This window comes from Chryseobacterium formosum (genome assembly GCF_026460885.1).
GTDB classification, from domain to species: domain Bacteria; phylum Bacteroidota; class Bacteroidia; order Flavobacteriales; family Weeksellaceae; genus Chryseobacterium; species Chryseobacterium formosus.
Genome location: NZ_JAOVZW010000003.1, coordinates 34,708 through 58,875 on the forward strand (window position 1 = coordinate 34,708; position 24,168 = coordinate 58,875).

A 24,168-nucleotide genomic window follows, 5' to 3' on the forward strand; every position below is an offset into this window, starting at 1 on the left:
GGCGTACATTTTTAAAAAGCTAAGTAACCATTTTTGAAAAGCACACCTGCATTTTAAAATTGCTCACTATGCATTTTGAAATTTGATTTTTGCAATGAGAAACTCATCTTAATGATAAAGAAATTTTATCCTAACAGATAGAGTTTTTTGTTTTAAAACCCCTCAGAAAATCGTATTTTTGTTCAAACTATTAGATTTTATGGAATTTTTAGACACCTACCAACAGATTGTTGCTGATGCCATTACCAAATATACTTTTAAAGATAAACCTACAGAGCTTTATGAGCCGATGAATTACATCATTTCGCACGGTGGAAAACGTCTCCGTCCGATTATGGTTTTAATGGCTTGTGATTTATTTGGAGGTGATTTAAAAGAAGCGATTAAGCCTGCTTTGGCAATCGAGTTTTTCCATAATTTCACGCTGATTCATGATGATATTATGGATGAAGCACCTTTAAGAAGAAACAAACCAACAATTCATACCATTCACGGCCTTAATACAGGAATTCTTTCGGGAGACGGTTTGATGCTGAAAGCTTATAAGTTTTTTGAAGATTTGGAGCCTGAAATTTTTAAAGCATGTATCAGAATTTTTACTCATACAGGTTTGCTTTTATGTGAAGGTCAACAATACGACATCAATTTTGAGACTCAGGAAAATGTAACTTTTGATGATTATATCAGAATGATTACTTATAAAACAGGGGTTCTAAGTGCTTCTTCTTTTGAGATTGGAGCAATGATTGCAAAAGCGCAGTTTAAAGATGCAAAAGCAATCTTCAATTTCGGAAAACATATTGGTATTGCATTCCAGATTATGGATGATTATTTGGATGTTTTCGGTGATCAGGCTCAGTTTGGTAAAAAACATGCAGGAGATATTTATGAAAATAAAAAAACGGTACTTTATCTTCTGGCAAGAGAGCACGGAACGGATGAAGAGCGTAAAGAATTAGATTATTGGTATTCTAAAAAGACTGATAATATTGATAAAGTTTACGGTGTTGAAAAGATTTTCAGAAGAACGAGAGTTGATGAAAAAGCATTACGTTTGATCGAATCTCATAACGAGATCGGACAAAGCTATCTAGCTAAAATAGATGTTCCGGAAGAAAAGAAAAAGCCTTTCTCTGAACTTGCAAACTATTTGCTGAGAAGAGAAAGTTAAATTTTGATAGTAGATTTTAGGTTGCAGTTAATAGTTTTCCTATAACCTAAAATCTGCAACCTTTTACCTACAAAATGAAATTCCGTACCGAAGTTGACATAAAGCCGTCGCAGAAAAAAATAGAGATTGAAGATAAAATATTTTCAATAGGTTCTTGTTTTGCCTCGGAAATGTCAGATTTATTTCAAAAAGGTCAGATTCAGACGGTTAATAATCCTTTTGGAACAATTTTCAATCCTTTTTCTATTAATAATTCGGTTAAAAGACTTCACGATTCAGAATTTTACCATGAAGACGAATTAATTACTTATCATGATGAATTTATTTCTTTAGATCATCACACAAGTTTTGACACAAGATTTATTCATCAGACTTTAGATAAAATTAATTCAAAAATAGAGGAAGGAAATCATTTCCTACAAGACTCTAATTGGGTAATTATCACTTATGGAACTTCATTTATCTATGAATTTGAACCTAAAAAAAAGCTAGTTGCCAATTGTCATAAAATTCCACAGAAATTCTTTGAGAAAAGACTTTTGACGAATCAGGAATTAACAGATTCTATTTACGATACAATTATTAACCTGACTGATATTTGTAAAGATGATGTGCAGATTCTTTTCACGGTTTCGCCGGTTCGTCATACCAAAGACGGAATGATTGAAAATCAATTAAGCAAATCAAAATTAATTACTTCGGTTCATGAAGTGATTTCTCAGTTTGAAAACTGTCATTATCTTCCGATTTATGAGATTTTAATGGATGATTTGCGAGATTACAGATTTTATAAAGATGATTTAATTCATCCTAATTCTCAGGCAGTCAATTATATTTTTGAAAAATTTGGTGAAGCTTATTTTTCAGATGAAACTAAAGATTTTATCAAAGAAAATTTTAAAATTAATAAAGCTTTAGAACATCGAACTGATGATGAAAAAGATCCAAAATTCATTGAATTTAAAGAAAAATTAAATGAAAGAATTGAAGTTCAGCGGCAGAAAGTAAAGCATAAAATATTTTCAGATGATTGATTTTACAAAACTTGATTATCTGAAAGTTGGAAATGAAAGACAGAAAAGAGCTTACGAACTTCTCACAAGAAATAAACTTTTTGAAAAGCTCGAGTTCTATTCACCGATTTTAGCCGGAACAATTCCTATTGAAATTGATATTGAAGGGAGTGATTTAGATATTATTTGTGAGGTTGATCTTAAGTTTGAAGAAGACTTTTTGGATGATTTAATGTTTAGCCGGTTTATTCCCGGAGATATAGAAGTAAAAGTAGATTACCCGATTATCAATGGCAAAAAATGTATTGTTCTTAATTTTATTTTGGAAGATTTTCCTATTGAAATTTTCGGACAAAATAAACCTACAACTCAACAAAATGCTTATCTCCACATGATTGCTGAACACAAAATTTTGCAGGAAAAAGGAGAGGAGTTTAAACAAAAAATAATAGATCTTAAGAAAAAAGGAATAAAAACCGAGCCCGCTTTCGGAATGCTTTTGAATTTAGAAAATCCTTACGAAGATCTTTTGAAATTTTAAAATAATGATTGATACACATACGCATTTATACGCTGAAGAATTTGATGAAGATAGAAAAGAAGCTATTCAAAGAGCTTTAAATAAAGGGATTCATGAATTTTATCTTCCCGCAATCGATTCTGAATCTCACGAAAAAATGCTTCAACTGGAAAGTGAATATCCAAACCAAATTTTCTCAATGATGGGATTACATCCTTGTTACGTAAAACCGGAATCTTGGGAAAAAGAACTTGAAATTGTAAAAAATTACCTCGACCAAAGACATTTTCCGGCAATCGGGGAAATAGGAATTGATTTATATTGGGATAAATCGACTTTAGATATTCAGATAAAAGCTTTTGAGCAGCAAATTGACTGGGCCATCGAAAAAGATTTACCGATTGTAATTCATACCCGAGAAAGTTTTGACGAAACTTTTGAAGTTTTAGAAAGAAAAAAGCATCATAAGCTACGCGGGATTTTCCATTGTTTTTCAGGTAATTTAGAACAGGCAAAACACGCTTTAGATTTGAACTTTATCTTGGGAATCGGTGGAGTAGTGACTTTTAAAAATGGTAAAATCGATCAGTTTTTGAATGAAATACCATTAGATAAAATCGTTCTGGAAACAGATTCTCCCTATCTTGCTCCTGTTCCCTTTAGAGGAAAAAGAAATGAAAGCTCGTATTTAGATTTAGTTGCAGGAAAACTTGTGGATATTTATAAAACAGATTTTGCTGAGATTGATAGGATTACGAGTGAGAATGCGAAGAAAATGTTTCAATAAAATTAAATAGCCAATAATGAATCAATTCAATTTCATTAATAAAAATAGCATAATGAAGTTAGCTTTGTTCATTATTTATTTCACTGTAAATTTATTATTTGTTATAAAATACGGTGTTCGACAAGAAAAAATTTCTATTTGGATTTTAGTTAGTGTCTTTTTAGGCTTTCATATTTTAATCTATAAAGCAGAATCATTTTTTATTAAAAAAAATAAGATTTCTAAAGCTGTTTTATATTTTTTTTTAGCAATTATTATTTCTGTCTCTGTTGCTTTGTGTCATTTAATAGACAGTCCGTATAAAGTTAATATCGATCGTTGGCAAACTATTGAATATTGTTTAAAAGATTGGCTGAAAGGCGATTTCTTTTATGATAAGCCTAATTTTATTGGTCAAATGCCTTCTTATCTTCCGGGACAATTACTTGCTGCCGTTGGTTTTTATCTAATTGGGAATGTAGGTTATCTTCAGGTTTTTGCATTCGTTGTATTTGTGATAACTATTTTTGCATTGTTTAAAGGTAATTATATTCGTTTTGTAGCTGCATTTTTATTGATTTCTTCATTATCTTTTATTTATGAAATAATCTGTAAAAGTGATTTTATTTCGTCATTTATATTTACAGCATCATTTATTGTTTTTTGGCATAAAAAGTTTCCGGATAATTATTTTGTGAAACCTTTTTTACTGGGACTTATTTTAGGGTTTCTATGTCTTACAAGAAGTCTTGTGATTATTCCGCTTCTATTATTTCTTTTAAATCCATTTTTCAAAGCAAATAATTCAGATAAATTAAAAGCCATTATTGGTTTCATGATTAGTTTCAGTTTACTTTTGGCAACAGTTATTTTTCCTGTTAAAAGTTTTGAATATCTTCAACAATATAATCCACTTAAAACACAAGGACAGGGGAGTGAATTTATCATGCTTTTTTTCATAATTATAACAGCTGTTATTTCATTTTTTATTAAAAATATTAAGCAGGTATTTTTTTATTCAGCGTTAATTTATTTTTTATTAATTGGAAGTTTCCTGATTGAGTCTTCATTAAACGGAATTGTCTACAATCATCTTGGAATAACGTATTTAGCTTCAGCATTACCTTTTGCAATTATTGGTTATTGTTATCTGATTTCGGAAAACTTAAACTTACAGTTAGACAGTGTAAACTAATTATAATCAACCATGGAATTTATTAAAAAGAATTTTCATTATCTACTTTTACTTTCTTCTGTTTTCTTTTTAGGAAATCCGGCAAAGTTTCCGGTTGATGACGGTTTTTTTTATCCTCAGATTGCCTATAATATTGTTCATCATGGTTTTATGGGATTTAATGATCTCTATCTTACCAATGGTTTTCATCCTTTATGGATGGTCTTTTGCGTAATAGCAGAACTTCTGAATCCTTTTGATAAACAATTTGCATTAAATATTCTCTGGCTATTTCAGGTAATTTTTATTTTTAGTGGCTTTAAACTTTTAGAAAAGACGGTATTCAAAAACTCAGAATTAGGGAAGATTTTAGGTTTGGCGTTTTACACTTTTATATTTTTTGGTATTGGTGCACTGTACCTTACAGAAGCTCATCTTGCATTTTTTACTTTATCATTATTATTGTTTTTTGTCTGGAGAAAATTTAAAAATGATGTAGTTTTTGGCTTCATTTGCAGCCTTGTTTTCTTATCACGACTTGACCATATTTTTATTATAATACCTTTTGGATTTTTTTACTGGAACTTCCGCAATTGGAATTATAAAAGTTTAATAATAATCCTTTTAGGGTTTTCATTTTTATCTTTACCGTATCTTCTTTCAAATATTTATCTTTTTGAAAGTGCAGTGCCAATAAGTGGTAAAATTAAAAGTTCATTTCCGATCATTACAGATGAAATTCCTTTTGGAATATTATTTAAATTCTGTTTTGCAGGATGCTTTCTATACTTGGTCTTTTTATTTTTAAACAGTAAAACCGAGCAAAGATTTCTCAAGATTAGCTTTGTTATAGGTTGTCTGTTGCACTTCTTTTACAATATATTTTATCAATCTCAGATTGGGCAATGGTATTTTGTATCGCAGTTTATGCTTTTTGGCTTTTTTATAAATGATATTTCTGTTAGATTTAATTTTTCTTTTACCCGTAATAAAGTTTTTTTGACATTCTTCTCATCTTTTTTGGTTATTTTAATTTGTTTTTTTGGATATATGAAACTTACCACCAACGTAAGTCTTATGTCAAATTTATTTGGGAATGATTCTAAAGTTGAGAAAAAGCAAGTGGATAAAATGAAAGAAATTTCTGAAGATCTCACAAATTTGATACCTTTTAAATCACGTATTTATATTTACGATTTTCCAGGCAAATTCGCATTTTATTCTGATTTAAATTTTATTCCTGCGGATGCTTTAGTTGGAAATCCTACATTTTTTAAAGATATTGATAACAGGGATTTTAAAGATTATCTCAAAAAAAATAGAATTAATTATCTTCTTTTTCCAAGCAGACTTGCCAAAAATGAAAAGGAGATTTATTTCATGGGTTTAAATATCAAAAAAGAAAAATCAGGAAATGTTTTTTATATTAAAAACACCATGAAGAAAAGTGTGACCGACAGTTTACAAGAAAAGGATCTTCTTAAAATCAAAGAATATGAAAACCCGGCAAAAACTTGGCAGATAAATTATGATTCGGTAAGCATATACAAAACGAAATTTTGATACTAATAAAAAAGCCTTCCAAATCGGAAGGCTTTACTTTTATTTATTTCTTGAAAAATTATTTTTATTTTTCGGCTTTTTAAAACCGGCATCTTTTCTCTGTTGAGTAGGATTTGCAGGTTTTGGTCTTGGAGTAAAAGGTTTATTATTTGAGTCCCTTTTTTCTACAGTCAAATCATCGGTATGATAAGGATGATCTTTTACAACAGGAATTTTCATCCCAATTAATTTTTCTGTATCTCTTAGGTTAAGCAAATCTAAACCATCAACAAATGAAAGTGAACTTCCTTCAGATCCGGCACGACCGGTTCTTCCAATTCTGTGAACGTAAGTTTCTGCAACGTCTGAAAGTTCAAAATTGATGACATATTTCAATTCATCAATGTCAATACCTCTTGCTGCAATGTCGGTTGCCACCAAAACACGCGTTTTCCCTGATTTAAAATTATTTAAAGCATTCTGTCTCGCATTTTGAGATTTATTACCGTGAATCGCTTCTGTGGTGATTTTTCCGGCTAATAATTTTTTAGCAATTTTATCGGCTCCATGTTTTGTTCTTGAGAAAACTAGAACAGATTCCGAAATATTGTTTTGTAAAATATGAGTAAGAAGATCAAGCTTTTTATCCTTGTCTACAAAATAGATCGATTGCTTAATAGTTTCTGCAGTTGAAGAAATTGGGGTTACAGATACTTTAATCGGAGTATTCAAAATAGAATCTGCCAATTTTTGAATTTCTGTAGGCATTGTTGCCGAGAAGAAAAGTGTCTGTCTTCTTTGAGGTAAAAGTTTAATGATTCTCTTTACATCATGTACGAAACCCATATCAAGCATTCTGTCGGCTTCATCTAAAACGAAAATTTCAAGATTTTTAAGAGAAATAATTCCCTGAGCAATAAAATCAAGCAATCTTCCCGGAGTTGCCACTAAAATATCGACACCTTTTCTTAAAGCTGTCACCTGACTTCCTTGTTTTACACCTCCAAAAATTACCAAATGTTTTAAAGGTAAATTTTTTCCGTATGCATTGAAACTTTCCTCAATTTGAATCGCTAATTCTCTCGTTGGAGTAAGAATTAATGCTTTTATATGATTGCTTTTCGGTCCTTTTCTTTCTGTAAGATTTTGTAGAATTGGGATGGCAAAAGCTGCTGTTTTTCCTGTTCCCGTTTGTGCTGTACCTAGAACGTCTCTTTGTTCTAATATTGATGGAATCGCCTGTTCCTGAATTGGTGTTGGTTTTTCGTAACCTTGAGTTTGAAGCGCATCTAAAATGGGCTTAATCAATTTTAAGTCTGTAAATAACAAAATGTTTATTGTGTATTAAAATAATGCGGTTGAAGCAGTATACTTCATCATTTTTAGCAAATCTGCTAAAAATTTTAACAGAATTTTTAAGTAAAATCATTTACTATTTGGCTGAGAATGCCGCGAAATATACTGCAAAGATAGTCTAAATTATTTTAACAAAAATTACTGAACCTTTTCCCACTTTTGATTATGTTTCAAATCTTCAAAAAATTTATAAGCTGCAGTCAGTTTTTCGGTTCCACGTTTTCCGTAATCTTCTACATTTTTAGCGGTACCGTCTGAAAATTTAATTCTCAGATAAGAAGTTGGCAAATCTGTAATATTTCGTGTTCCATATTTTTCATTAAGACTTTTTACATTTAAATCATCAAGAAGAGCAGTCAATTTTTTATAATCTTCTTCTTTGATGGTTGTTTTAAAAGTTCCTTCTCTTGGCTTGTCAAATTCACCTTTAGAAAATCCTTGAGAAAAATTAAAATGTTCAGCTTCCAAAACTGCTGTACGATCCGGATTAATTGTCATTTTGAAAATCGGACAAGAACCAAAACATGCTCCTGCTTCATACTCTATAGTTGAGTATTTTGACTGCATTTTCTGCGATTGACAAGAAAATAATGCAACAATTGCAAACAGACTTAATAAATATTTCATTGTTTTAAATTTTGAAAAGTTTCTGTCAATAAACGTTCCAAAGATTATTTTATCTTTTTCCATTCTTGACTGAATCGAATGTCAAATAACTTTTTATAGAGAAGTTTTAGGCCATAAGTTCCAGATAAACCATAGTCTTCAATAGTTTTGACTTCTCCGTTGTTGTAAGTTATTTTTAGATTAGATGTTTGATCATCTGTCCAATTAACAAAATAATTATCACTAAGATTAGAAAAATTGATATAATTAAGTATAGTTTCAATTTTAGCAAAATCTTCTATATTTAATTGCGCCTCAAAACTCCCTTCATTTCTATTTTTGTTTAAATCTTTATAAGCTTTTTCTTGAGATTTAGGGTTGTTATCATCAATAAAATTAAAAGCTTTAGCAATAAATGTAGACCTTCCATTTTTATTAAGGACAATATTAAACATAGGGCATGTTCCGTAACACATACCAGTAGAATATTCTATTTTTTGGATGAAATGTGATGTAGGATATGGGTTGTATTCAACAAAATTATTAAATTTGTAGTCTAGTGTTTTACTAATAATTTTAGAATTATACCTAAAAGTTGAAGCTTCTAAATCTTCAGTAAATTCTTCAAAAAATACAGTAATATAATCTTGGCCATTAATTTTTGAAATTACAGGAATTACAAAATCACTATGATTGGGTTGAAGATTTTTTAAAATATAGGTATTTCCTAAATCAAAAAAAACTTTAGTACTTGTATTGCAACTGTTCGTGCCGTCACTATTTTTTCGAGATGATTGGCAAGACTTATCATCGCCTATAAATATTAAGTCGGTTCTACCGTCATGATTGAAATCTCCTTTGTAAAAGCTTTTGTTAATGCCTAAACTATCTGCAGATCTTTTAATTTTTTTTGACAGATTATTATCATCAAAACGCCCAATTGTTCTTAATTCAAATTGAGATAAATAATCTCTTTTATCTTTAGATTGAGATCTTATAAAAGACTCAACCTCAAGTGTTGTCTCGAGGTTGTCTATTTTTGATAAAACTTTACTTTGTGAAAAGTAAAATTGATGAATTAAAATTATTATAAAAAAGAATATCTTTCTATCCATGAAGTCTTTTCCAAATAGCATCTTTCAGCTCAACTAATCCTTCTCCGGTAACTCCTGAGAAAAATAAAGGTTGCCTGTTTTCTGGAAATTCTGCTGAAATTTCTTTTCTCAATTCATCATCCAAAAGATCTGATTTAGAAATCGAAATAATAAAATCTTTATCTAATAGCTCAGGATTGTATTCCTTCAGCTCGTTTTCCAGAATTTTAAACTCCTGAAAATGACCTTCAGAATCTGCAGGAATTAAGAATAGTAAAATTGAATTCCTTTCAATATGTCTTAAGAATCTGTGACCAAGACCTTTACCTTCTGCAGCACCTTCAATAATTCCAGGAATATCTGCCATTACAAAAGATTTGTAATTTCTGTAATCAACAATCCCTAAGTTGGGAGTTAATGTGGTAAATGCGTAGTTAGCAATTTTGGGTTTTGCAGCAGAAACAGAGGCTAATAAAGTAGATTTTCCGGCATTTGGGAAACCAACAAGACCTACATCAGCTAGGATTTTAAGTTCGAAAACAATGTAACCTTCCTGACCTTCCATTCCTGGTTGTGCAAATCTGGGAGTTTGGTTGGTAGATGTTTTAAAAAATTCATTTCCTCTTCCACCTTTACCGCCTTCCATTAAGATGATTTCCTGACCATCTTCTAATATTTCTCCTACAATTTCTCCCTCTTCATTCTTTGCAATCGTTCCAATTGGAACATTAATATAAACATCTTCACCAAAAGCACCGGTTAATTGGTTTTTTGCTCCGTTTTCTCCACGTTCAGCCTTTACGTGACGGGTATAACGAAGCGGAAGCAAAGTCCATTCATGTGCATTTCCTCTCATGATCACATGACCGCCTCGACCTCCGTCTCCACCATCAGGACCACCTTTAGGAATATATTTTTCACGACGAAGATGGGCAGAACCTGCGCCACCATGACCGCTTTTACAATGAATCTTTACGTAATCTACAAAATTTGACATTTCTTCTTATTATGAGTTATGAGCTATGAATTATGAGAATGAATTTTAAGAACTTATAACTCATCACTCATAACTTTTAACTACTTTACTTTTTCTACTTCAGCAAAAAGTTTTTCAGAAATCTCATTGATTTCTCCTACACCGTTAATCTCTACATATTTACCTTGTTGTTTGTAAAGTTCGGCTACTTCTGCTGTTTTTGTGTAGTATTCTTTTATTCTATTTTCAATGATTTCAACATTGCTGTCATCTGATCTTCCGCTGATTTCTCCTCTTTTCAGTAATCTTTCAACCAAAAGAGAATCTTCTACAACCAAAGAAAGACAAACGTCGATATTATCATTCAGTTCTTCTTTAACGATTTTTTCCAAAGCTTCTGTCTGAACTGCTGTTCTAGGATATCCGTCGAAAATAAATCCTGCAGCATCGCTTGGTTTTCTGATTTCGTCAATCAGCATATCTGTTGTTACCTGATCCGGAACCAATTCTCCTTTATCGATATAAGATTTAGCCAATTTCCCAAGTTCAGTATCATTTTTCATATTAAATCTGAAAAGATCACCTGTTGAGATTTGTTTTAAATTAAATTTCTCGATTAAGTTTTGAGCTTGAGTACCTTTTCCACTTCCTGGAGGGCCAAACAGAACAATATTTATCATAGTGTTGAAGGGCTTTTGGCGATTGGCAGTTTGCTTTTGGCTTTTACCGTTAGCTTATCTGCTTTTAGCCTTTAGCATTTTTAAGTTATTATTAAATTTATTTCTTTATTTTACTTTTTTAGGCTAAAAGCTATCAGCTAATAGCCAACAGCGTTTAATGGTTGATTTGTCCGTCTTCCAATTGGTATAAATTGGCTAAGTTTCTGCCTAATTCATCATAATCCAATCCGTAACCTAAAACAAATTTGTTTGGAATTTCCTTTCCGATATAATCCAGCTTAAAATCTTTCTTGTAAACATCAGGTTTTAATAAGAATGAAGCGATTTTTACAGATTTCGGACGTTGAGTTTCGTTAAAATATTTAAATAGACTTTCAACAGTATTTCCTGTATCTACGATATCCTCAACAAGAATAATGTGACGGTCTTTAACGTCTTTGGTTAATTCCATTTTCTGATAAACGATTCCTGTAGATTTAGTTCCTGCGTAAGAGCTCATTTGGATAAACGCAATCTCGCATTCTCCAGGATAATGTTTAAGAAGGTCAGAAAAAAACATGATAACACCGTTTAAAACACCGATGAAAACAGGTACTTCATCTTTATAGTCTTCATAGATTTTCAAAGCAGTTGCTTTTACAATTTCCTGAATCTCGGCATCCTTTAAATAGGGAACAAAAGTTTTGTCGTGAACTTGAATACTTTCCATAAAATTTTTCGTAGTCGGCAAAGTTACGGATTTTTGATGAAAATATTTTTAAGGATGTTGGAGTTATTTGAATAATTGTTTTTAGCTATAAATTTTACATTCTGAATATTCATATTATGCTTCTTTACTATTTTTGCATAGAATTTAATAGCCTAAGCAATTCCATATGATGAGTAATACATTTTCTGACCATAATCAAATAGAAGTTGTTTCTACATTTTCTGAGCTTGTCAATACCAATTTTGAAGGAAACGTAAATGCACTTTGTTGGGAAAGAAGTTTAATAGGAGATTTTAAAGAAATTGTTTCTCAACTTCAACTAAAAGAAAATGTTACAGAAATTTCAGTTGAAAATCTTTTAGAATTACAATTGTCGGAAAAGGGTAGTGCTGCAAGAGATATTATTCTTAATGATATACAGTTATTAACAGATTTCGGAGCATCTCCCTCACTTAATTTGCTTAAAAACTACGAAAGGGATGATGAGTTTGATTTTATTTCAACAGACGTATATTCCTATCATGTAGACCGTTCTCCGATTGGAACTGATACTTTTTTATGTACTTATCATGGAGCTGCAAGTGATATTATTCCCAATAATCAGGTAACTCAAAAAATATTAATTTCCGAAATTCGACAAAAACTTAAAGAATTGCATGATGGAAATGATGAAGATTTTGAATCTTTTTTACAAGAAAATTTCTTTGACTTACATTATCAACCAAGTTCTGATGCTCAACATACAAATTTAGGAACAGGAAATCTTTGGAGATTGGCTGTAGATCATCCCGAACAAAAAGTTTTGCCCTGTGTTCATCGTGCTCCAGTGGAAAATAATGGAGAATATCGGTTGTTGTTGATTTGTTAATTAGGTAACTTTTATTTCCCGATACAAAATTTAGAGAAAATATTCCCCAAAACCTCGTCATTAGTAACCTCACCGGAAATTTCGCCAAGATATTCCAAAGCATTTCTAAGCTCGTAGGCTAAAAGCTCTGTTGAAATTTGAAAATTAATTGCTTCTTTTACTTTATCAACAGCGTCTAAAGATTTTTGTAACGCTTCAAAATGACGTTGATTGGTGATAATAACATTGTTCTCAGAAGTTTTTAACTGTTCAACATAAGATGATAATTCATTTTTCAAATCTTGAATGTTCTGATTTTCAACAGCTGAAATTTTTATGAAATCAAATTCGTGAGAAATTTCGTCTCTGAAAATTTGTTCTGCATTTTCATAATGAGTCGGGATTACTTCGTCAATTTTTGTGGCACAAATAATCAGTTTTAAATCATTCCTCAATAAAGATTTTATCATTTCGATGTCATCTGTAAAATCCTTTGTTGCAGCATCAGCTAAATAGACCAAAACATCAGCATTTTCTACTTTTTCTTTGGCCTTTTTTACTCCTATTGCTTCAATTTCATCGATTGTTTCACGCAATCCGGCAGTGTCGATTAAACGAAAAGCATGCCCTTTAATATGCAGAACTTCCTCAATGGTATCTCTCGTTGTTCCTGCAATACTGCTTACAATAGCTCTTTCTTCTTTCAGTAAAGCGTTCAGAAGGGTAGATTTTCCGGCATTTGGCTTTCCGATAATGGCAACCGCAGTTCCGTTTTTGATGGCATTTCCGTATTGGAAACTTTCAATTAATGAATTTAATTTTAATTCAATTTTATTTAAAAGTTGATTTAAAGCAGAACGATCTGCAAATTCCACATCTTCTTCTGCAAAATCAAGTTCCAGTTCAATTAATGATACAAAATTCAGCAAATCGGTTCTTAAAAACGAAATTTCATTCGTAATTCCGCCTTTAAGCTGATTAATTGCCACTTTTCTTGAAGCTTCATTTTCAGAAGCAATCACATCAGCAATCGCTTCAGCCTGAGAAAGGTCAATTCTACCGTTGATAAAAGCACGAAGCGTAAATTCTCCTGCTTTTGCCATTCTCGCTCCGTTTTTCATCAGAGTTTCCAGAATACGTTTCCCAATATGCGGCGAACCGTGAAAAGTAATTTCCACAGAATTTTCCGTTGTAAAAGTTCTTGGCGCCAAAAAAATAGAAAGCATTACTTCATCAATCGCCTCATCTTCATCCATAAAATAACCGTAATGAATGGTGTGAGACTTCTGTTTTTCGAGATTTTTTGAAGGAAAACATTTCTGTACAACAGTTAATGCTTCATTTCCCGAAACTCTGATGATTCCTAAAGCTCCTATTCCGTTGGCGGTTGCAAGCGCGCAAATGGTATCGTTATTCATGCTGCAAAATTACGGAAATTTATATGGCAAAACATCCAAAATTTTATGTTCAAAATTCAGCTATTCAAATCCTCTCAAACTCTCAAACTTTTTTACTTTCAACTTCTAACTTTCTTTTCAGGAGCCGGGAACCTGCTTTCACTACTCGCTTTTTCGGGATATTTTGCGGCGGCAAAGCCGCCGCAAAATATCCCGAAAAGAGCTCAAACATGCCGTTCAATCAGGGCTAAAAAGTTCTCTGTAATTCAAAATTTCTCTGAATAATGAAAAATTGTCATCTTTTTTGTAGATTTAAATAAGACAAATACAATTCAGATTATTGATTTGGTTTTGACTGAAAATTTTAGAATATCATTTCATAAAAAATAAATTTATATGGGTATCGTTGCATTGGTTTTAATCGTTATCATCGTATTGATATTCTTTATCTTAAAAATCCCTAAACTTAATGTTGCAAAGAAAATACTTATCGTAATTTCGGTTTTATTGCTGTGTATAATCACTTTAACTGTCATTTTTATAACAGGTTTTGACAGTGGAAGAATGCCGAAGAGGGAAGAAGTCGAAGAAGCTCAGAAAAATTTTGATACCATAAAAAAATCAGATACTGCAATCACTACGGTTTCTGAAAATCCTCCAAAATATAATTCAGAACAAATAAAAACATTGTTATTCAATATTGAGGGTAACTATGAATTTAAAAAGGAAGAAACAACCTGCAAAATGAATCTGACTTTATATTACAAAAAAAATCAGTTGAAGTATAAGTTGAAAACCAATACTCGAGAATTTTCAGATGATGCTGAAATTGAATTAAATGAGAAAAAAGACGGTTATTATATTACATTCAAAAATATTGAATGGAGCGAATATTTGGGTGGACTAGATAATGAGGGAGAACCAATTCAAAAAGATTTATCATTACCTCAAGATCTTGATGGAGTTTTATATAAAAATGAAATTATCATTCAGAATTATGGAAATTCTATGAATTACTATATGAAATTGGAAGAGTGCGGAGAAAAATATATTGAACTGATAAAAACTAATACATTAAACCGATGAAAAAATTATTCTTCTTCCTTCTTTTTCCGTTGTTACTATTCGGAAATATGGCAAAACCATGGATGGATGGTTCTCAACATTCTGTCTTATACGGTGTGGGAAATGCCTCAGTGAAGGGTGAAATTATCAATATTCGTTTGGTAAAAGAATCTGTTGATGAAATTTATTTTGCTAAATATTCTATAAAATATCGAATCTATTCACCTCAAAAACAAACGCTTCCTTTATTGTTCATAGCGATTAATCTTAATGATGAAAAAGAAGTGAAAGTTAATGGTGTTTCAAAAACCACTGAGCTTTTAAATATCGAGAAAAAGAAATATTCATTTATTCAAAAAGATGAATCAGGATTTTTTGTTAAATATGATCAATCCGATAAAGTATCGGTAAATCCGAGTGATCTGCTTTATTTTTCTGCCGATTTAGTAGAAGGTGAAAATATCATTGAGGTAACATACAACGCAGATTTAGAATATAATACTTACGGGTTTATCAAAAATTATAAATTAGAATATTCCCTTTATCCATCAAAATTCTGGAAATCATTTGGACAAATTGAAGTTAATCTGATTTTAGATGACGGAGTGGAATTTAAAGATTCAAATCTTGGCTCAGAGAAAAAAGAGGGAAACATCTATCAATGGAAGATTTCGCCTCAAAATCATGAAAATATTGCAATCACAGTTTCAGAGAAAACATCTTTTATCTCAAAAATACTCTTACTTCTAGATCCCTTTGGAATTGCATTGATTGCTCTTGTTGGAATGTTTCTTATCCATTTAAAATTAATAAAAAGAAGTTCTAAAAAATATATTTTGGTTGTAGGGATTATATTGGTTCCGATACTTTTTTATGTTATTTATTTTCTGTCTTTTGATCTCATCGATTTTAGTCTAGGAAAAAGTTATACAAAACACGGTTATGTATTTTTATATGTTGTAACGTATCCTCTTTTGCTTTTATTTTATTGGATACTGATGTGGCAGATTTATAAAAGAAGAAAACAGAATCAATAATTCAATTTTAAATAAAAAAATCATCCCATAAATTGAGATGATTTTCAAAAGAGATAAACTTTCTTATATATAAAGTGGTCGGTTTGTAAGTACAAAAGTAGGGGAGAAGAGTGTGATTATTTTCAGGGTTTATCCTAAAAATAAAACCGTGAAAATACGGTTGCAAAATAAAAAATGTCCTGCAACAAATTTGCAGGACATTTTTATATGATCAATTATTAGTTGCGAAGCAATCTTAATAATCTAAACTTCTTAATTAAATCTTAATGGTTTAAATTAAAAATTCATACTTAAATCGGGCTTACCAATTCCAAAAACCATTCTTTAACTTCACCTTCTAAATGCGAAGCAAGCTTTTCTTCACAAGTTTTATGATAAGAATTCAACCAATTAATTTCTTCCTGAGAAAGAATTTCTTTCACAATATCATTTTTAAAGAACGGACAGAATGTTAAGGTTTCAAACTCATAAAAAGTACCATGAATAGTAGTTTCAGATTCTTTTACGGCAATTAGATTTTCGTGACGGATTCCGTAATCGCCTTCCAAATAATAACCAGGTTCGTTTGAAACAACCATTCCAACCAAAAGTTCCTGTGGATTCATATCTTTTCGGATGTTTTGAGGTCCTTCATGAACGTTCATAAAGCTTCCAACACCATGTCCGGTTCCATGATTGTAATCTTTTGCATTCATCCACAACGGAAGTCTTGCAATCGCATCCAACTGAACACCTCTAGTTCCTTTCGGAAATTTCACCATCGATAAACGGATCATTCCCTGTAAAACCAAGGTCGAATTGATTTTAAACTCTTCAGAAACTGCTCCTAAAGCCAAAGTTCTTGTAATATCTGTTGTTCCTTCAAGATATTGTCCGCCAGAATCAACCAAAATACTTGCATCGTTCGTTACCTCTTTGCTTCCTTCGTTTTTTGCTGAGTAATGCATCATTGCACCGTTTTCTTTAAAACCAACGATGCTTCCAAAACTTTCACCCACGAAATTTTCACCTGCAGCACGGAAGCCTCTTAGTTTTTCACCGATAGAATATTCATTCATAGCTTCTTTTCCGGCATTGTGAGCCAACCAGTAAAGGAATTTCACCATTGCAACACCGTCTCTCACCATTACTTTTCTGAAACCTTCCAACTCTGTTTCGTTTTTTTGAGCTTTCATCAGATTTCCAGGAACGGCAGCTTTTACAAACGTATTATCAATTTTTAAAGCTTCAAAAATCGACTGATTGCTGTTTGGTGAAACTAAAATTTTCTCGTTTTTAATTGTTCTTAAATGATTATAAAACTCTTCATACGGCATCATTTTCACCCACGCTTCATCCATTTGTTTTCTTGCTTCAACTTCCATTTTTTCAAGGTCAGTGAAAAGAATTGCATCATTTTTAGTAATTAAAATATATCCTAAAAATACAGGATTACTTTCAACGTCACTTCCTCTCAAATTTAATGTCCAAGCAACATCATCAAGACTTGAAATCACATGGATCCCAACTTCCTGCTCTTCCATTTTCTGGCGGATAGCAGAAATTTTATCAGTCACAGATTTCCCTGCTCTTTCTACTGGATGAGTATAAATAGGGTTTTTTGAAGGAGTTCCTCTTTCTTTCCAGACTTCTTTCAATAAAGGAAGATCAGCTAAAGTTATGCTTTTTGCATTCAGTTTTTGATACAGAAGCTCCCAGTTTGAATGTGATGTTGCCAAAGCATTTACGCCAACTTTTCCGTTTGCGGGAATTTCAGAAATAATCCAGTCGATATAATTAGGAGTTCCTTCCATTCCGTCTTTAAAAAGATCAATTCCTGAACCAGCCAATTCAATCGGAGCTTGTGTGAAATATCTTCCGTCTGTCCAAAGTCCTGCTTTATCTTTTGTAATTACCACAAAACCTGCAGAACCAAGAAAACCAGAAAGCCAAGCTCTTTCCTGCCATTCTTCAGGTAAATACTCGCTCATATGAGGATCTGCAGAATATACTATAAATGCATCAACATTATTTTTCTGCATTTCTTCACGAAGCGCAGCTATTTTTTCCTTTGAAGTCATTATTTTAATAATTTTAAAGACGTGAAGTTACGAATTAAAGCTGATTTCAAGAGTTAAAATATTTACAAAATTTTGAATGATTTGCTAGATGTTAGAAGCTTGAAGTAAGAAGTTCTATTAGAATATTATATTAATATTTCTCATTTTTTAGAAAAGTAAAACAACATAAAATTGCAGACTGAAAATTAATTTCGATATCCAATTTTTAACATTTTTACATACCACATATAATTCTTCATTACGAAAAATTAACATTTTGGAAAGATTATTGCAGTATCGCCTTCATGGGAACGCAAAACTATAATAATCATAGGAAATATTATCTGCCACATCACTTTGTTTATCTACCATTGTTGCTGGTTTTAGAAGTTTTTGGAATTTATAAAACATTCAGTGATTCAGAAGATCAAATTGTATGGATTCTGTTTTCAGTTATTATATTTTTAATCTTTTATTTGGCGATTATGATTCGTCAACACTATGCTTTGGAATTACAAAATCGTTTGGTGAGATTAGAATTTAAACAAAGATATTTTGAGCTTTTTAACAAAAGATCAGATGAAGTGGAGGAAAAGCTTACTTTCGGGCAAATTGCCGCATTACGTTTTGCTTATGATGATGAATTTAAAGAACTTTTAGAAAAAGCTTTACATGAAAATATTTCTGGAGATCAAATTAAAAAATCAATTAAAAACTGGAGAGCAGATCTTCATCGAATTTAAAATAATAAACCTAAAATAAAATATTATGAAAAAGTGGACTTTATACAGCATGACTGCTATTTGCTTAATGCTTCTTACAAGTTGTGAAGCAGTGGAAACAATTTTCAAAGCTGGAATGTGGTGGGGAATCATCGTTGTTGTTGGAATTTTGGGAATTATTCTATGGTTATTCTCAAGGGGTAAAAACTCATAATTGATCTTATGGAAAATTCAGATCTTGAAATTATTTCACATTTAAAACCTTCCAAGATCATCAAAATCATGAAAGATCCGGTGGCTTCTGCAAAGGCTGTAAATTTAATTTACACTTCCGATGCAGAAGCCATCGGTATTATTCGGCGAAGAAGAGGCAAAAAATTTCAATACTTTAAAGGTGATGAAAGGGTTAAAGATAAAGATGAAATCAAAAGGATAAACAGTTTGGTTATTCCGCCGGCTTGGGAAAATGTATGGATTTGTGCTTTAGATAATGGTCATCTTCAGGCAACTGGTTTTGATGTTAAAAACAGGAAACAATATCGATATCATCCACTTTGGAGTGCTTTGAGAAATCATACAAAATTTTACAGAATGCTTCAGTTCGGGTATGCTTTGCCTGAAATCCGTTTACAGCTTGAGAAAGATTTAGCTTTAAGAAATTTCGATAAGAGAAAAGTTTTGGCATTGATTGTCAGTTTAATGCAGCGCACCAACATCCGAATAGGAAATAATATTTATGAAAAACTATACGGTTCTTTTGGTTTGACCACTTTAAAGGAAAAGCATGTAAAAGTTGAAGGTCAAAAGATAAATTTTTCGTTTAAAGGAAAAAAAGGTGTCATGCATAATGTCAATCTTAAAAGCAAAAGACTGGCAAAACTGATTATGAAATGCAAAGAAATTCCCGGCAAAGAACTGTTTCAATATCTTGATGATGATGGAAACAGACATTCTGTAGATTCAGGAATGGTGAATGACTACATCAAAGAGTTGAGCGGAGAAGATTTTACGGCAAAAGACTTCAGAACTTGGTCGGGAACAGTAAATGCTTTGATTGCTTTTAAAGAAATTGGCTATGCTGAAAATAATTCTCAGTATAAAAAGAAAGTGAAGGCAGCTTTAGATATTGTTGCAGAACATTTAGGAAATACAAGTACCGTTTGCCGAAAATACTACGTCCATCCTTTAGTCATTAATCTTTATGAGAATAATACGATTAAAAAATATCTCGACGAATTGGAAATTATTGAAGAAAATGACGGAAAAGCTGGATTAACACACGAAGAAAAATTAGTTCTAAAAATTCTGGAAACTGAGAAGATGTGAGAAAGTGAATTGTGAATGGTTAATTCGTTTCGTGCTTTGATTTTAAATTCAATAAAATATTTTAACGCTAAGTTCACAAAGAAATTTTTCATTATAACTGTTTATTTTCCGTTCGCAAAGGCACTGCGTTCAGCAAATGAAATTTAAGCCTTTGCTAAGTGAAACGCCTCTGCGAACGAAAATATTTTCATTTTTTTTAAATTAAAACTTAGCTTTTTTTGCGTTTAGATAATTTTATTATTATCCTTCACTATTAAATTGCCTATTGACAATTCTTCAAAATAAATTTTAAATGTTGTAAATTTGTAAAAAAGCAAAAACAAACAATACAACTCATATGTCAAAAGCAATTTCGCAAGTACCATTTGCAGTAAATGAGCCGGTAACTTCTTACGAACCGGGATCAGCAGAAGTAAAATCTCTTCTTGCAACTTACAAAAAAATGTGGGCAGAAAAGACAGAAATCCCAATGATTATCAACGGAAAAGAAGTGAAAACGGGTGATACTGTTCAGCTTCAGTCTCCGCAGGATCATGCTCATGATTTCGGTTTTTATCATAAAGGAACAATGCAGCATGTAGATGATGCTATCAATACAGCATTAGCCGCAAAAAAAGCTTGGAATGACCTTGGATGGGAGCACCGTGCAGCAATTTTCTTAAAAGCTGCTGATCTTTTGGCAGGACCTTACAGAGATATAATAAACGCGGCAACAATGATTGGACAGTCTAAAAATGTTCATCAGACTGAAATTGATGCCGCTTGTGAATTCATCGATTTCTTGAGATTCAATGTAGAGTTTATGACTGAAATGTATTCTGAACAGCCGGTTTCTGACGCAGGAATCTGGAATAGAGTAGAATACAGACCTTTGGAAGGATTCTGTTTTGCAGTTACACCATTCAACTTTACAGCAATTTCAGGAAACTTGCCAACTTGTATGGCAATGCTTGGAAATGTAGTGGTGTGGAAGCCTTCAGACAAACAAATCTATTCTGCAAAAGTAATTATGGATGTTTTGATCGAAGCGGGACTTCCTGCCGGAGTTATCAACATGATTTTTACAGACGGAAAAGAAACTGCTGAAAAAGTAATGGCTCACAGAGATTTTGCGGGACTTCACTTTACAGGTTCTACAAAAGTTTTCCAGGGAATGTGGAAAATGATTGGTGACAATATTCACAATTACAGAACGTACCCAAGAATTGTTGGTGAAACTGGTGGAAAAGATTTCGTTATCGCTCACCCTTCTGCAAACGTAGAAGCTGTTGCAACTGGTTTGGTAAGAGGTTCTTTCGAATATCAAGGACAAAAATGTTCTGCGGCTTCAAGAGCTTATATTCCTAAATCTCTTTGGGCAGACGTGAAAAAAGTAATGGAAACTCAAATTGCTTCAATTAAAGTAGGTTCTCCTGAAGATCCTTCAAACTTTGTGAATGCAGTAATCGATAAAAATTCTTTCGAAAAATGTAAAGGATACATCGACAGAGCTAATGCTTCTAGCGTTGCAAATGTCGTGATCGGTGGTAAAACTGATGATTCTAAAGGCTGGTTTGTACATCCAACAGTTATCGAAACTACAGATTCTCAATACGAAAGTATGGTTGAAGAAATTTTCGGTCCTATATTGTCAGTTTTCGTTTACGAAGATGCAGATTGGTCTGAAACTTTAAAAATTGTAGATTCTTCTTCACCTTATTCATTAACAGGTTCTGTATTTGCACAAGACAGATATGCTGTAAATGAAGCTTTCAAAGCGTTGGAAAATGCATCAGGAAACTTCTACATTAACGACAAACCAACTGGTGCAGTTGTTGGTCAACAGCCTTTCGGTGGAGGAAGAGCTTCAGGAACAAATGATAAAGCGGGTTCTAAAATGAACTTATTGAGATGGACTTCTGTAAGATCTATCAAAGAAACTTTTGTTTCGCCTAAAGATTATAAATACCCGTATTTAGGATAATTAATGATTAATCGACAATGAATAATTGTTGATTTTATATAAAAAAAGCCTCGAAATTTTGGTTTCGGGGCTTTTTTGTTTTTCAATTTTATGTTTTAAGGATTTTTTATTCTCATTTTTAGAATTATCAATAAAGCTTGAGTGATAATAAAAGTAAAAAATGGAATTGTAAAAGCAGGATAATTTAGAGCTTCTGCAAATACATACATTAGTCTGCTTGCAACAGCAGTAATCATCAAAGCTACACTTAATAATGAAAATAAAATTTCATACTTAGATTTTACTAGATTTAAAATCATTCCTACAAGACCTGAAAAAGCAAAAAGCTGATCTATATTTCCAAAGTCAAATACAGTAAAACTTAACCATATAATAAAAGGAATTGGTATCATTTGCCCTATTAGCATAATGAAAGAATATGCTATGACAGAAAATATATTCAAATATTTTATAAATATTATCATTTAGAATATAATTAAGTTTTACCGGTATTTTAACAGATTCTAGTTTTTAAGACGTTGTAAATTAAAAATTACTTCACAACTGTCGCTTCCATTTCCACTTTCAGGGTTTCAAACAAAGTTTTTACTTCAATTACGGTAGCTGCTTGCTGAATTTCATGTTTTGTAATCCAGTTTTGCCAAATGTCAAAATTCTCAAAAAATGCTGGATGATCTGTTGTGTAAACAGTTAGTCGTACAATATTTTTAACTTCAAAATCAGCCTGCAAGATCACCTTTTCAATATTTTCAAAGGTTTTGATGATTTGCGTTCTCATATCTGCATCGCTCGAAACTCCTTCGTCGCTAATTGCGGTTTGCCCGGAAACATACAATGTGCTCTGAACATTTTTTACTTCTACGGCTTGTACATAATTTCTTTCGTCTTGCCACGTCCACGGGTTGATGATTCTTTTTTCCATGTTGAAATATTTTAATTTAATTATGGAACAAAGTTCGTCAGAATGGGGAAATTGATGCTGTGACCTATATCACTATTTAAGGCTTTTTTAAACCTGATTCTAAATACAATCTGCTTAATGTTTCTCTGGAAACCCCTAAGTAAGCTGATAAAATAGTTTTTGGCAAACGTTGAATGAGAGTAGGGTAATATTTCAGAAACTGTTCGTATCGTTCTTTTGCGCTCATTGTCATCAAAGAAAGAATCCTTCTTTGATTAGAAATATGTCCACCGATTGCTTTTTTTCAAGAAAAAATCGGTCATTTTTGGAAGCTCTGTCAAAAGTTGTTGATAAGCATCAAAAGAAAGTTTTAAAACTTCAGTATCTTCTAAACATTGCAGGGATTGAGTAGCTTTTGATTGCGTATAGAATGCCGCATAATCGGTTTCCCACCAATCTTCCATTGCAAAAGAAATGATATGTTCTTTACCTTCACTGTCATTAAAAGAAAGCTTTACAAGACCAGAAATGATAAAATAAACATCGTCGACTTTATCATTTTCGTTGATGATGAAATCCTTTTTCTTGAAAATTTTCTGATTGAAAAAAGAACAAGCTTTCTCCAATTCTTCTTCTGAGAGATTAATTGTTTTCTGAATATGATTTTTGAGAACTTCCTTCATATTTTACCCTTGAAAATCTCCACAATCATGCTCCTCGAATTTTTCAACCAGACTTTGAGGAGTATAATATTCTGAAATTCTTTTATTTTTGAGTACTGGCTTTTTGCCTTCAATAGTAAGTTTATAGATAGGTTCATTTTCAACTTTAGTGAAAATGAAAATAGCATCTGAAGTCGTTATTTTTAAACTGTTTCCCGAATTTTCATACTTGAAATCTTTGTATCTGTAAAAATCATTTTTTTCACATAAACTTACAATATCAAAATTCTTTTTGTTGATTTTAAATTCGGCTAAATCACATGCATAACAATTTCCGGTAAATTCGATTCCATATTTTTTGAAAACATCTTTATTATGGGCATCCTTAATTTCAATTGGAGCCAAGTTGCTGTATTCCGACCAATTAATTTCCTGATTATCTTTTTCTGGAATTGGCTTTTCAATAGTTTTAGACTCAGAAATCTGTTCAGTATTTTTAATCGGTTTTTCAGTTTCTTTATTTTCAGATTTGCAGGAAAAAGTTGCCAATAAAAGAGCTGTTGAGTATAATAGAATTATCTTTTTCATATTTTAAATTTAAA

Annotated in this window: 26 protein-coding genes; 14 read left to right on the top strand and 12 right to left on the bottom strand. The window is 31.7% G+C overall.

Features of this window, described 5'->3' with window-relative positions:
• Positions 1-199 precede the first annotated feature (199 nt).
• The 6 genes from OF897_RS03550 (at position 200) to OF897_RS03575 (ending at position 6,207) form a co-directional block, all read left to right on the top strand.
• Positions 200-1,171, top strand: coding sequence for a polyprenyl synthetase family protein (locus OF897_RS03550; RefSeq protein WP_267264317.1), 972 nt, complete (start codon positions 200-202; stop codon positions 1,169-1,171).
• Positions 1,172-1,245: 74 nt separating this feature from the next.
• On the top strand, positions 1,246-2,205 hold the full coding sequence (locus OF897_RS03555; RefSeq protein ID WP_267264318.1) for a GSCFA domain-containing protein: 960 nt from the start codon (positions 1,246-1,248) through the stop codon (positions 2,203-2,205).
• Complete coding sequence (locus tag OF897_RS03560) at positions 2,198-2,725, top strand: DUF4269 domain-containing protein (protein ID WP_267264319.1); 528 nt, start codon at positions 2,198-2,200, stop codon at positions 2,723-2,725. The genes OF897_RS03555 and OF897_RS03560 overlap by 8 nt, the downstream gene beginning before the upstream one ends.
• A 4-nt stretch (positions 2,726-2,729) precedes the next feature.
• Positions 2,730-3,491 (top strand): TatD family hydrolase, encoded by a 762-nt coding sequence (locus OF897_RS03565; RefSeq protein ID WP_267264320.1) that lies wholly within the window; start codon positions 2,730-2,732, stop codon positions 3,489-3,491.
• A 52-nt stretch (positions 3,492-3,543) separates the two neighbouring features.
• Entirely contained in the window at positions 3,544-4,665 is a 1,122-nt protein-coding gene (locus tag OF897_RS03570) for a hypothetical protein (protein WP_267264321.1), read from the top strand.
• A 12-nt stretch (positions 4,666-4,677) separates the two neighbouring features.
• Positions 4,678-6,207: a hypothetical protein gene (locus OF897_RS03575; protein ID WP_267264322.1), complete on the top strand. Its 1,530-nt coding sequence runs from the start codon at positions 4,678-4,680 to the stop codon at positions 6,205-6,207.
• Positions 6,208-6,246: 39 nt separating this feature from the next.
• Here the strand turns inward: OF897_RS03575 and OF897_RS03580 are convergent, their stop codons facing one another.
• From OF897_RS03580 to OF897_RS03605, 6 genes are all read right to left on the bottom strand, one after another.
• On the bottom strand, positions 6,247-7,515 hold the full coding sequence (locus OF897_RS03580) for a DEAD/DEAH box helicase (protein WP_267264323.1): 1,269 nt from the start codon (positions 7,513-7,515) through the stop codon (positions 6,247-6,249).
• 165 nt (positions 7,516-7,680) lie between these two features.
• Positions 7,681-8,169 carry a DUF6438 domain-containing protein gene (locus OF897_RS03585; RefSeq protein WP_267264324.1) on the bottom strand — a complete coding sequence of 163 codons (489 nt, stop codon included), beginning with the start codon at positions 8,167-8,169 and terminating at the stop codon, positions 7,681-7,683.
• A gap of 44 nt (positions 8,170-8,213) precedes the next feature.
• A complete protein-coding gene (locus OF897_RS03590) occupies positions 8,214-9,263 on the bottom strand; it encodes a DUF6438 domain-containing protein (RefSeq protein ID WP_267264325.1) in 1,050 nt (349 codons plus the stop codon).
• Positions 9,256-10,239 carry a GTPase ObgE gene (gene obgE, locus OF897_RS03595; RefSeq protein WP_267264326.1) on the bottom strand — a complete coding sequence of 328 codons (984 nt, stop codon included), beginning with the start codon at positions 10,237-10,239 and terminating at the stop codon, positions 9,256-9,258. The genes OF897_RS03590 and obgE overlap by 8 nt, the downstream gene beginning before the upstream one ends.
• 80 nt (positions 10,240-10,319) lie before the next feature.
• On the bottom strand, positions 10,320-10,898 hold the full coding sequence (locus OF897_RS03600) for an adenylate kinase (protein WP_267264327.1): 579 nt from the start codon (positions 10,896-10,898) through the stop codon (positions 10,320-10,322).
• A gap of 154 nt (positions 10,899-11,052) precedes the next feature.
• A complete protein-coding gene (locus tag OF897_RS03605) occupies positions 11,053-11,607 on the bottom strand; it encodes a phosphoribosyltransferase (RefSeq protein ID WP_267264328.1) in 555 nt (184 codons plus the stop codon).
• Positions 11,608-11,776: 169 nt separating this feature from the next.
• Here OF897_RS03605 and OF897_RS03610 point away from each other — a divergent pair, with 169 nt between their 5' ends.
• On the top strand, positions 11,777-12,475 hold the full coding sequence (locus tag OF897_RS03610) for a DUF1826 domain-containing protein (protein WP_267264329.1): 699 nt from the start codon (positions 11,777-11,779) through the stop codon (positions 12,473-12,475).
• Between the two features lie 11 nt (positions 12,476-12,486).
• Here the strand turns inward: OF897_RS03610 and mnmE are convergent, their stop codons facing one another.
• Positions 12,487-13,872, bottom strand: coding sequence for a tRNA uridine-5-carboxymethylaminomethyl(34) synthesis GTPase MnmE (mnmE, locus tag OF897_RS03615; protein ID WP_267264330.1), 1,386 nt, complete (start codon positions 13,870-13,872; stop codon positions 12,487-12,489).
• A 23-nt stretch (positions 13,873-13,895) separates the two neighbouring features.
• On the opposite strand from mnmE, the gene OF897_RS03620 reads away from it, so the two are divergent.
• The 3 genes from OF897_RS03620 (at position 13,896) to OF897_RS03630 (ending at position 15,953) form a co-directional block, all read left to right on the top strand.
• Complete coding sequence (locus tag OF897_RS03620) at positions 13,896-14,102, top strand: hypothetical protein (protein WP_267264331.1); 207 nt, start codon at positions 13,896-13,898, stop codon at positions 14,100-14,102.
• A 145-nt stretch (positions 14,103-14,247) separates the two neighbouring features.
• Complete coding sequence (locus OF897_RS03625) at positions 14,248-14,937, top strand: hypothetical protein (protein ID WP_267264332.1); 690 nt, start codon at positions 14,248-14,250, stop codon at positions 14,935-14,937.
• Positions 14,934-15,953 (top strand): hypothetical protein, encoded by a 1,020-nt coding sequence (locus tag OF897_RS03630; RefSeq protein WP_267264333.1) that lies wholly within the window; start codon positions 14,934-14,936, stop codon positions 15,951-15,953. The genes OF897_RS03625 and OF897_RS03630 overlap by 4 nt, the downstream gene beginning before the upstream one ends.
• A 290-nt stretch (positions 15,954-16,243) precedes the next feature.
• Here the strand turns inward: OF897_RS03630 and OF897_RS03635 are convergent, their stop codons facing one another.
• Positions 16,244-18,013 (bottom strand): aminopeptidase P family protein, encoded by a 1,770-nt coding sequence (locus OF897_RS03635; protein ID WP_267264334.1) that lies wholly within the window; start codon positions 18,011-18,013, stop codon positions 16,244-16,246.
• A 284-nt stretch (positions 18,014-18,297) separates the two neighbouring features.
• Here OF897_RS03635 and OF897_RS03640 point away from each other — a divergent pair, with 284 nt between their 5' ends.
• From OF897_RS03640 to pruA, 4 genes are all read left to right on the top strand, one after another.
• A complete protein-coding gene (locus tag OF897_RS03640; RefSeq protein ID WP_267264335.1) occupies positions 18,298-18,735 on the top strand; it encodes a DUF6526 family protein in 438 nt (145 codons plus the stop codon).
• Positions 18,736-18,760: 25 nt separating this feature from the next.
• Complete coding sequence (locus OF897_RS03645; protein WP_267264336.1) at positions 18,761-18,928, top strand: phosphatidate cytidylyltransferase; 168 nt, start codon at positions 18,761-18,763, stop codon at positions 18,926-18,928.
• An 8-nt stretch (positions 18,929-18,936) separates the two neighbouring features.
• Entirely contained in the window at positions 18,937-20,040 is a 1,104-nt protein-coding gene (locus OF897_RS03650) for a DNA topoisomerase IB (RefSeq protein ID WP_267264337.1), read from the top strand.
• A gap of 337 nt (positions 20,041-20,377) precedes the next feature.
• Positions 20,378-22,003 carry an L-glutamate gamma-semialdehyde dehydrogenase gene (pruA, locus tag OF897_RS03655; protein WP_267264338.1) on the top strand — a complete coding sequence of 542 codons (1,626 nt, stop codon included), beginning with the start codon at positions 20,378-20,380 and terminating at the stop codon, positions 22,001-22,003.
• A gap of 95 nt (positions 22,004-22,098) precedes the next feature.
• Here pruA and OF897_RS03660 read toward each other — a convergent pair whose 3' ends face one another.
• From OF897_RS03660 to OF897_RS03675, 4 genes are all read right to left on the bottom strand, one after another.
• The gene (locus tag OF897_RS03660) at positions 22,099-22,467 is read right to left on the bottom strand and encodes a hypothetical protein (protein ID WP_267264339.1); all 369 of its coding nucleotides are present in this window, start codon (positions 22,465-22,467) and stop codon (positions 22,099-22,101) included.
• A gap of 68 nt (positions 22,468-22,535) precedes the next feature.
• Entirely contained in the window at positions 22,536-22,925 is a 390-nt protein-coding gene (locus OF897_RS03665; protein WP_267264340.1) for a RidA family protein, read from the bottom strand.
• A gap of 254 nt (positions 22,926-23,179) precedes the next feature.
• The gene (locus OF897_RS03670; protein WP_323809009.1) at positions 23,180-23,587 is read right to left on the bottom strand and encodes a Crp/Fnr family transcriptional regulator; all 408 of its coding nucleotides are present in this window, start codon (positions 23,585-23,587) and stop codon (positions 23,180-23,182) included.
• 3 nt (positions 23,588-23,590) lie between these two features.
• Positions 23,591-24,154 carry a hypothetical protein gene (locus OF897_RS03675; RefSeq protein ID WP_267264341.1) on the bottom strand — a complete coding sequence of 188 codons (564 nt, stop codon included), beginning with the start codon at positions 24,152-24,154 and terminating at the stop codon, positions 23,591-23,593.
• Positions 24,155-24,168 lie beyond the last annotated feature (14 nt).

Coding starts and splice junctions, on each gene's coding strand:
- OF897_RS03670 (WP_323809009.1), bottom strand. CDS start 23,587: ATGAAGGAAGTTCTCAAAAATCATATTCAGAAAACAATTAATCTCTCA.
- OF897_RS03645 (WP_267264336.1), top strand. CDS start 18,761: ATGAAAAAGTGGACTTTATACAGCATGACTGCTATTTGCTTAATGCTT.
- OF897_RS03640 (WP_267264335.1), top strand. CDS start 18,298: ATGGGAACGCAAAACTATAATAATCATAGGAAATATTATCTGCCACAT.
- OF897_RS03585 (WP_267264324.1), bottom strand. CDS start 8,169: ATGAAATATTTATTAAGTCTGTTTGCAATTGTTGCATTATTTTCTTGT.
- OF897_RS03575 (WP_267264322.1), top strand. CDS start 4,678: ATGGAATTTATTAAAAAGAATTTTCATTATCTACTTTTACTTTCTTCT.
- OF897_RS03625 (WP_267264332.1), top strand. CDS start 14,248: ATGGGTATCGTTGCATTGGTTTTAATCGTTATCATCGTATTGATATTC.
- OF897_RS03590 (WP_267264325.1), bottom strand. CDS start 9,263: ATGGATAGAAAGATATTCTTTTTTATAATAATTTTAATTCATCAATTT.
- OF897_RS03555 (WP_267264318.1), top strand. CDS start 1,246: ATGAAATTCCGTACCGAAGTTGACATAAAGCCGTCGCAGAAAAAAATA.
- obgE (WP_267264326.1), bottom strand. CDS start 10,239: ATGTCAAATTTTGTAGATTACGTAAAGATTCATTGTAAAAGCGGTCAT.
- OF897_RS03630 (WP_267264333.1), top strand. CDS start 14,934: ATGAAAAAATTATTCTTCTTCCTTCTTTTTCCGTTGTTACTATTCGGA.
- OF897_RS03550 (WP_267264317.1), top strand. CDS start 200: ATGGAATTTTTAGACACCTACCAACAGATTGTTGCTGATGCCATTACC.
- mnmE (WP_267264330.1), bottom strand. CDS start 13,872: ATGAATAACGATACCATTTGCGCGCTTGCAACCGCCAACGGAATAGGA.
- pruA (WP_267264338.1), top strand. CDS start 20,378: ATGTCAAAAGCAATTTCGCAAGTACCATTTGCAGTAAATGAGCCGGTA.
- OF897_RS03675 (WP_267264341.1), bottom strand. CDS start 24,154: ATGAAAAAGATAATTCTATTATACTCAACAGCTCTTTTATTGGCAACT.
- OF897_RS03665 (WP_267264340.1), bottom strand. CDS start 22,925: ATGGAAAAAAGAATCATCAACCCGTGGACGTGGCAAGACGAAAGAAAT.
- OF897_RS03660 (WP_267264339.1), bottom strand. CDS start 22,467: ATGATAATATTTATAAAATATTTGAATATATTTTCTGTCATAGCATAT.
- OF897_RS03635 (WP_267264334.1), bottom strand. CDS start 18,013: ATGACTTCAAAGGAAAAAATAGCTGCGCTTCGTGAAGAAATGCAGAAA.
- OF897_RS03565 (WP_267264320.1), top strand. CDS start 2,730: ATGATTGATACACATACGCATTTATACGCTGAAGAATTTGATGAAGAT.
- OF897_RS03600 (WP_267264327.1), bottom strand. CDS start 10,898: ATGATAAATATTGTTCTGTTTGGCCCTCCAGGAAGTGGAAAAGGTACT.
- OF897_RS03570 (WP_267264321.1), top strand. CDS start 3,544: ATGAAGTTAGCTTTGTTCATTATTTATTTCACTGTAAATTTATTATTT.
- OF897_RS03610 (WP_267264329.1), top strand. CDS start 11,777: ATGAGTAATACATTTTCTGACCATAATCAAATAGAAGTTGTTTCTACA.
- OF897_RS03560 (WP_267264319.1), top strand. CDS start 2,198: ATGATTGATTTTACAAAACTTGATTATCTGAAAGTTGGAAATGAAAGA.
- OF897_RS03650 (WP_267264337.1), top strand. CDS start 18,937: ATGGAAAATTCAGATCTTGAAATTATTTCACATTTAAAACCTTCCAAG.
- OF897_RS03605 (WP_267264328.1), bottom strand. CDS start 11,607: ATGGAAAGTATTCAAGTTCACGACAAAACTTTTGTTCCCTATTTAAAG.
- OF897_RS03620 (WP_267264331.1), top strand. CDS start 13,896: ATGGCAAAACATCCAAAATTTTATGTTCAAAATTCAGCTATTCAAATC.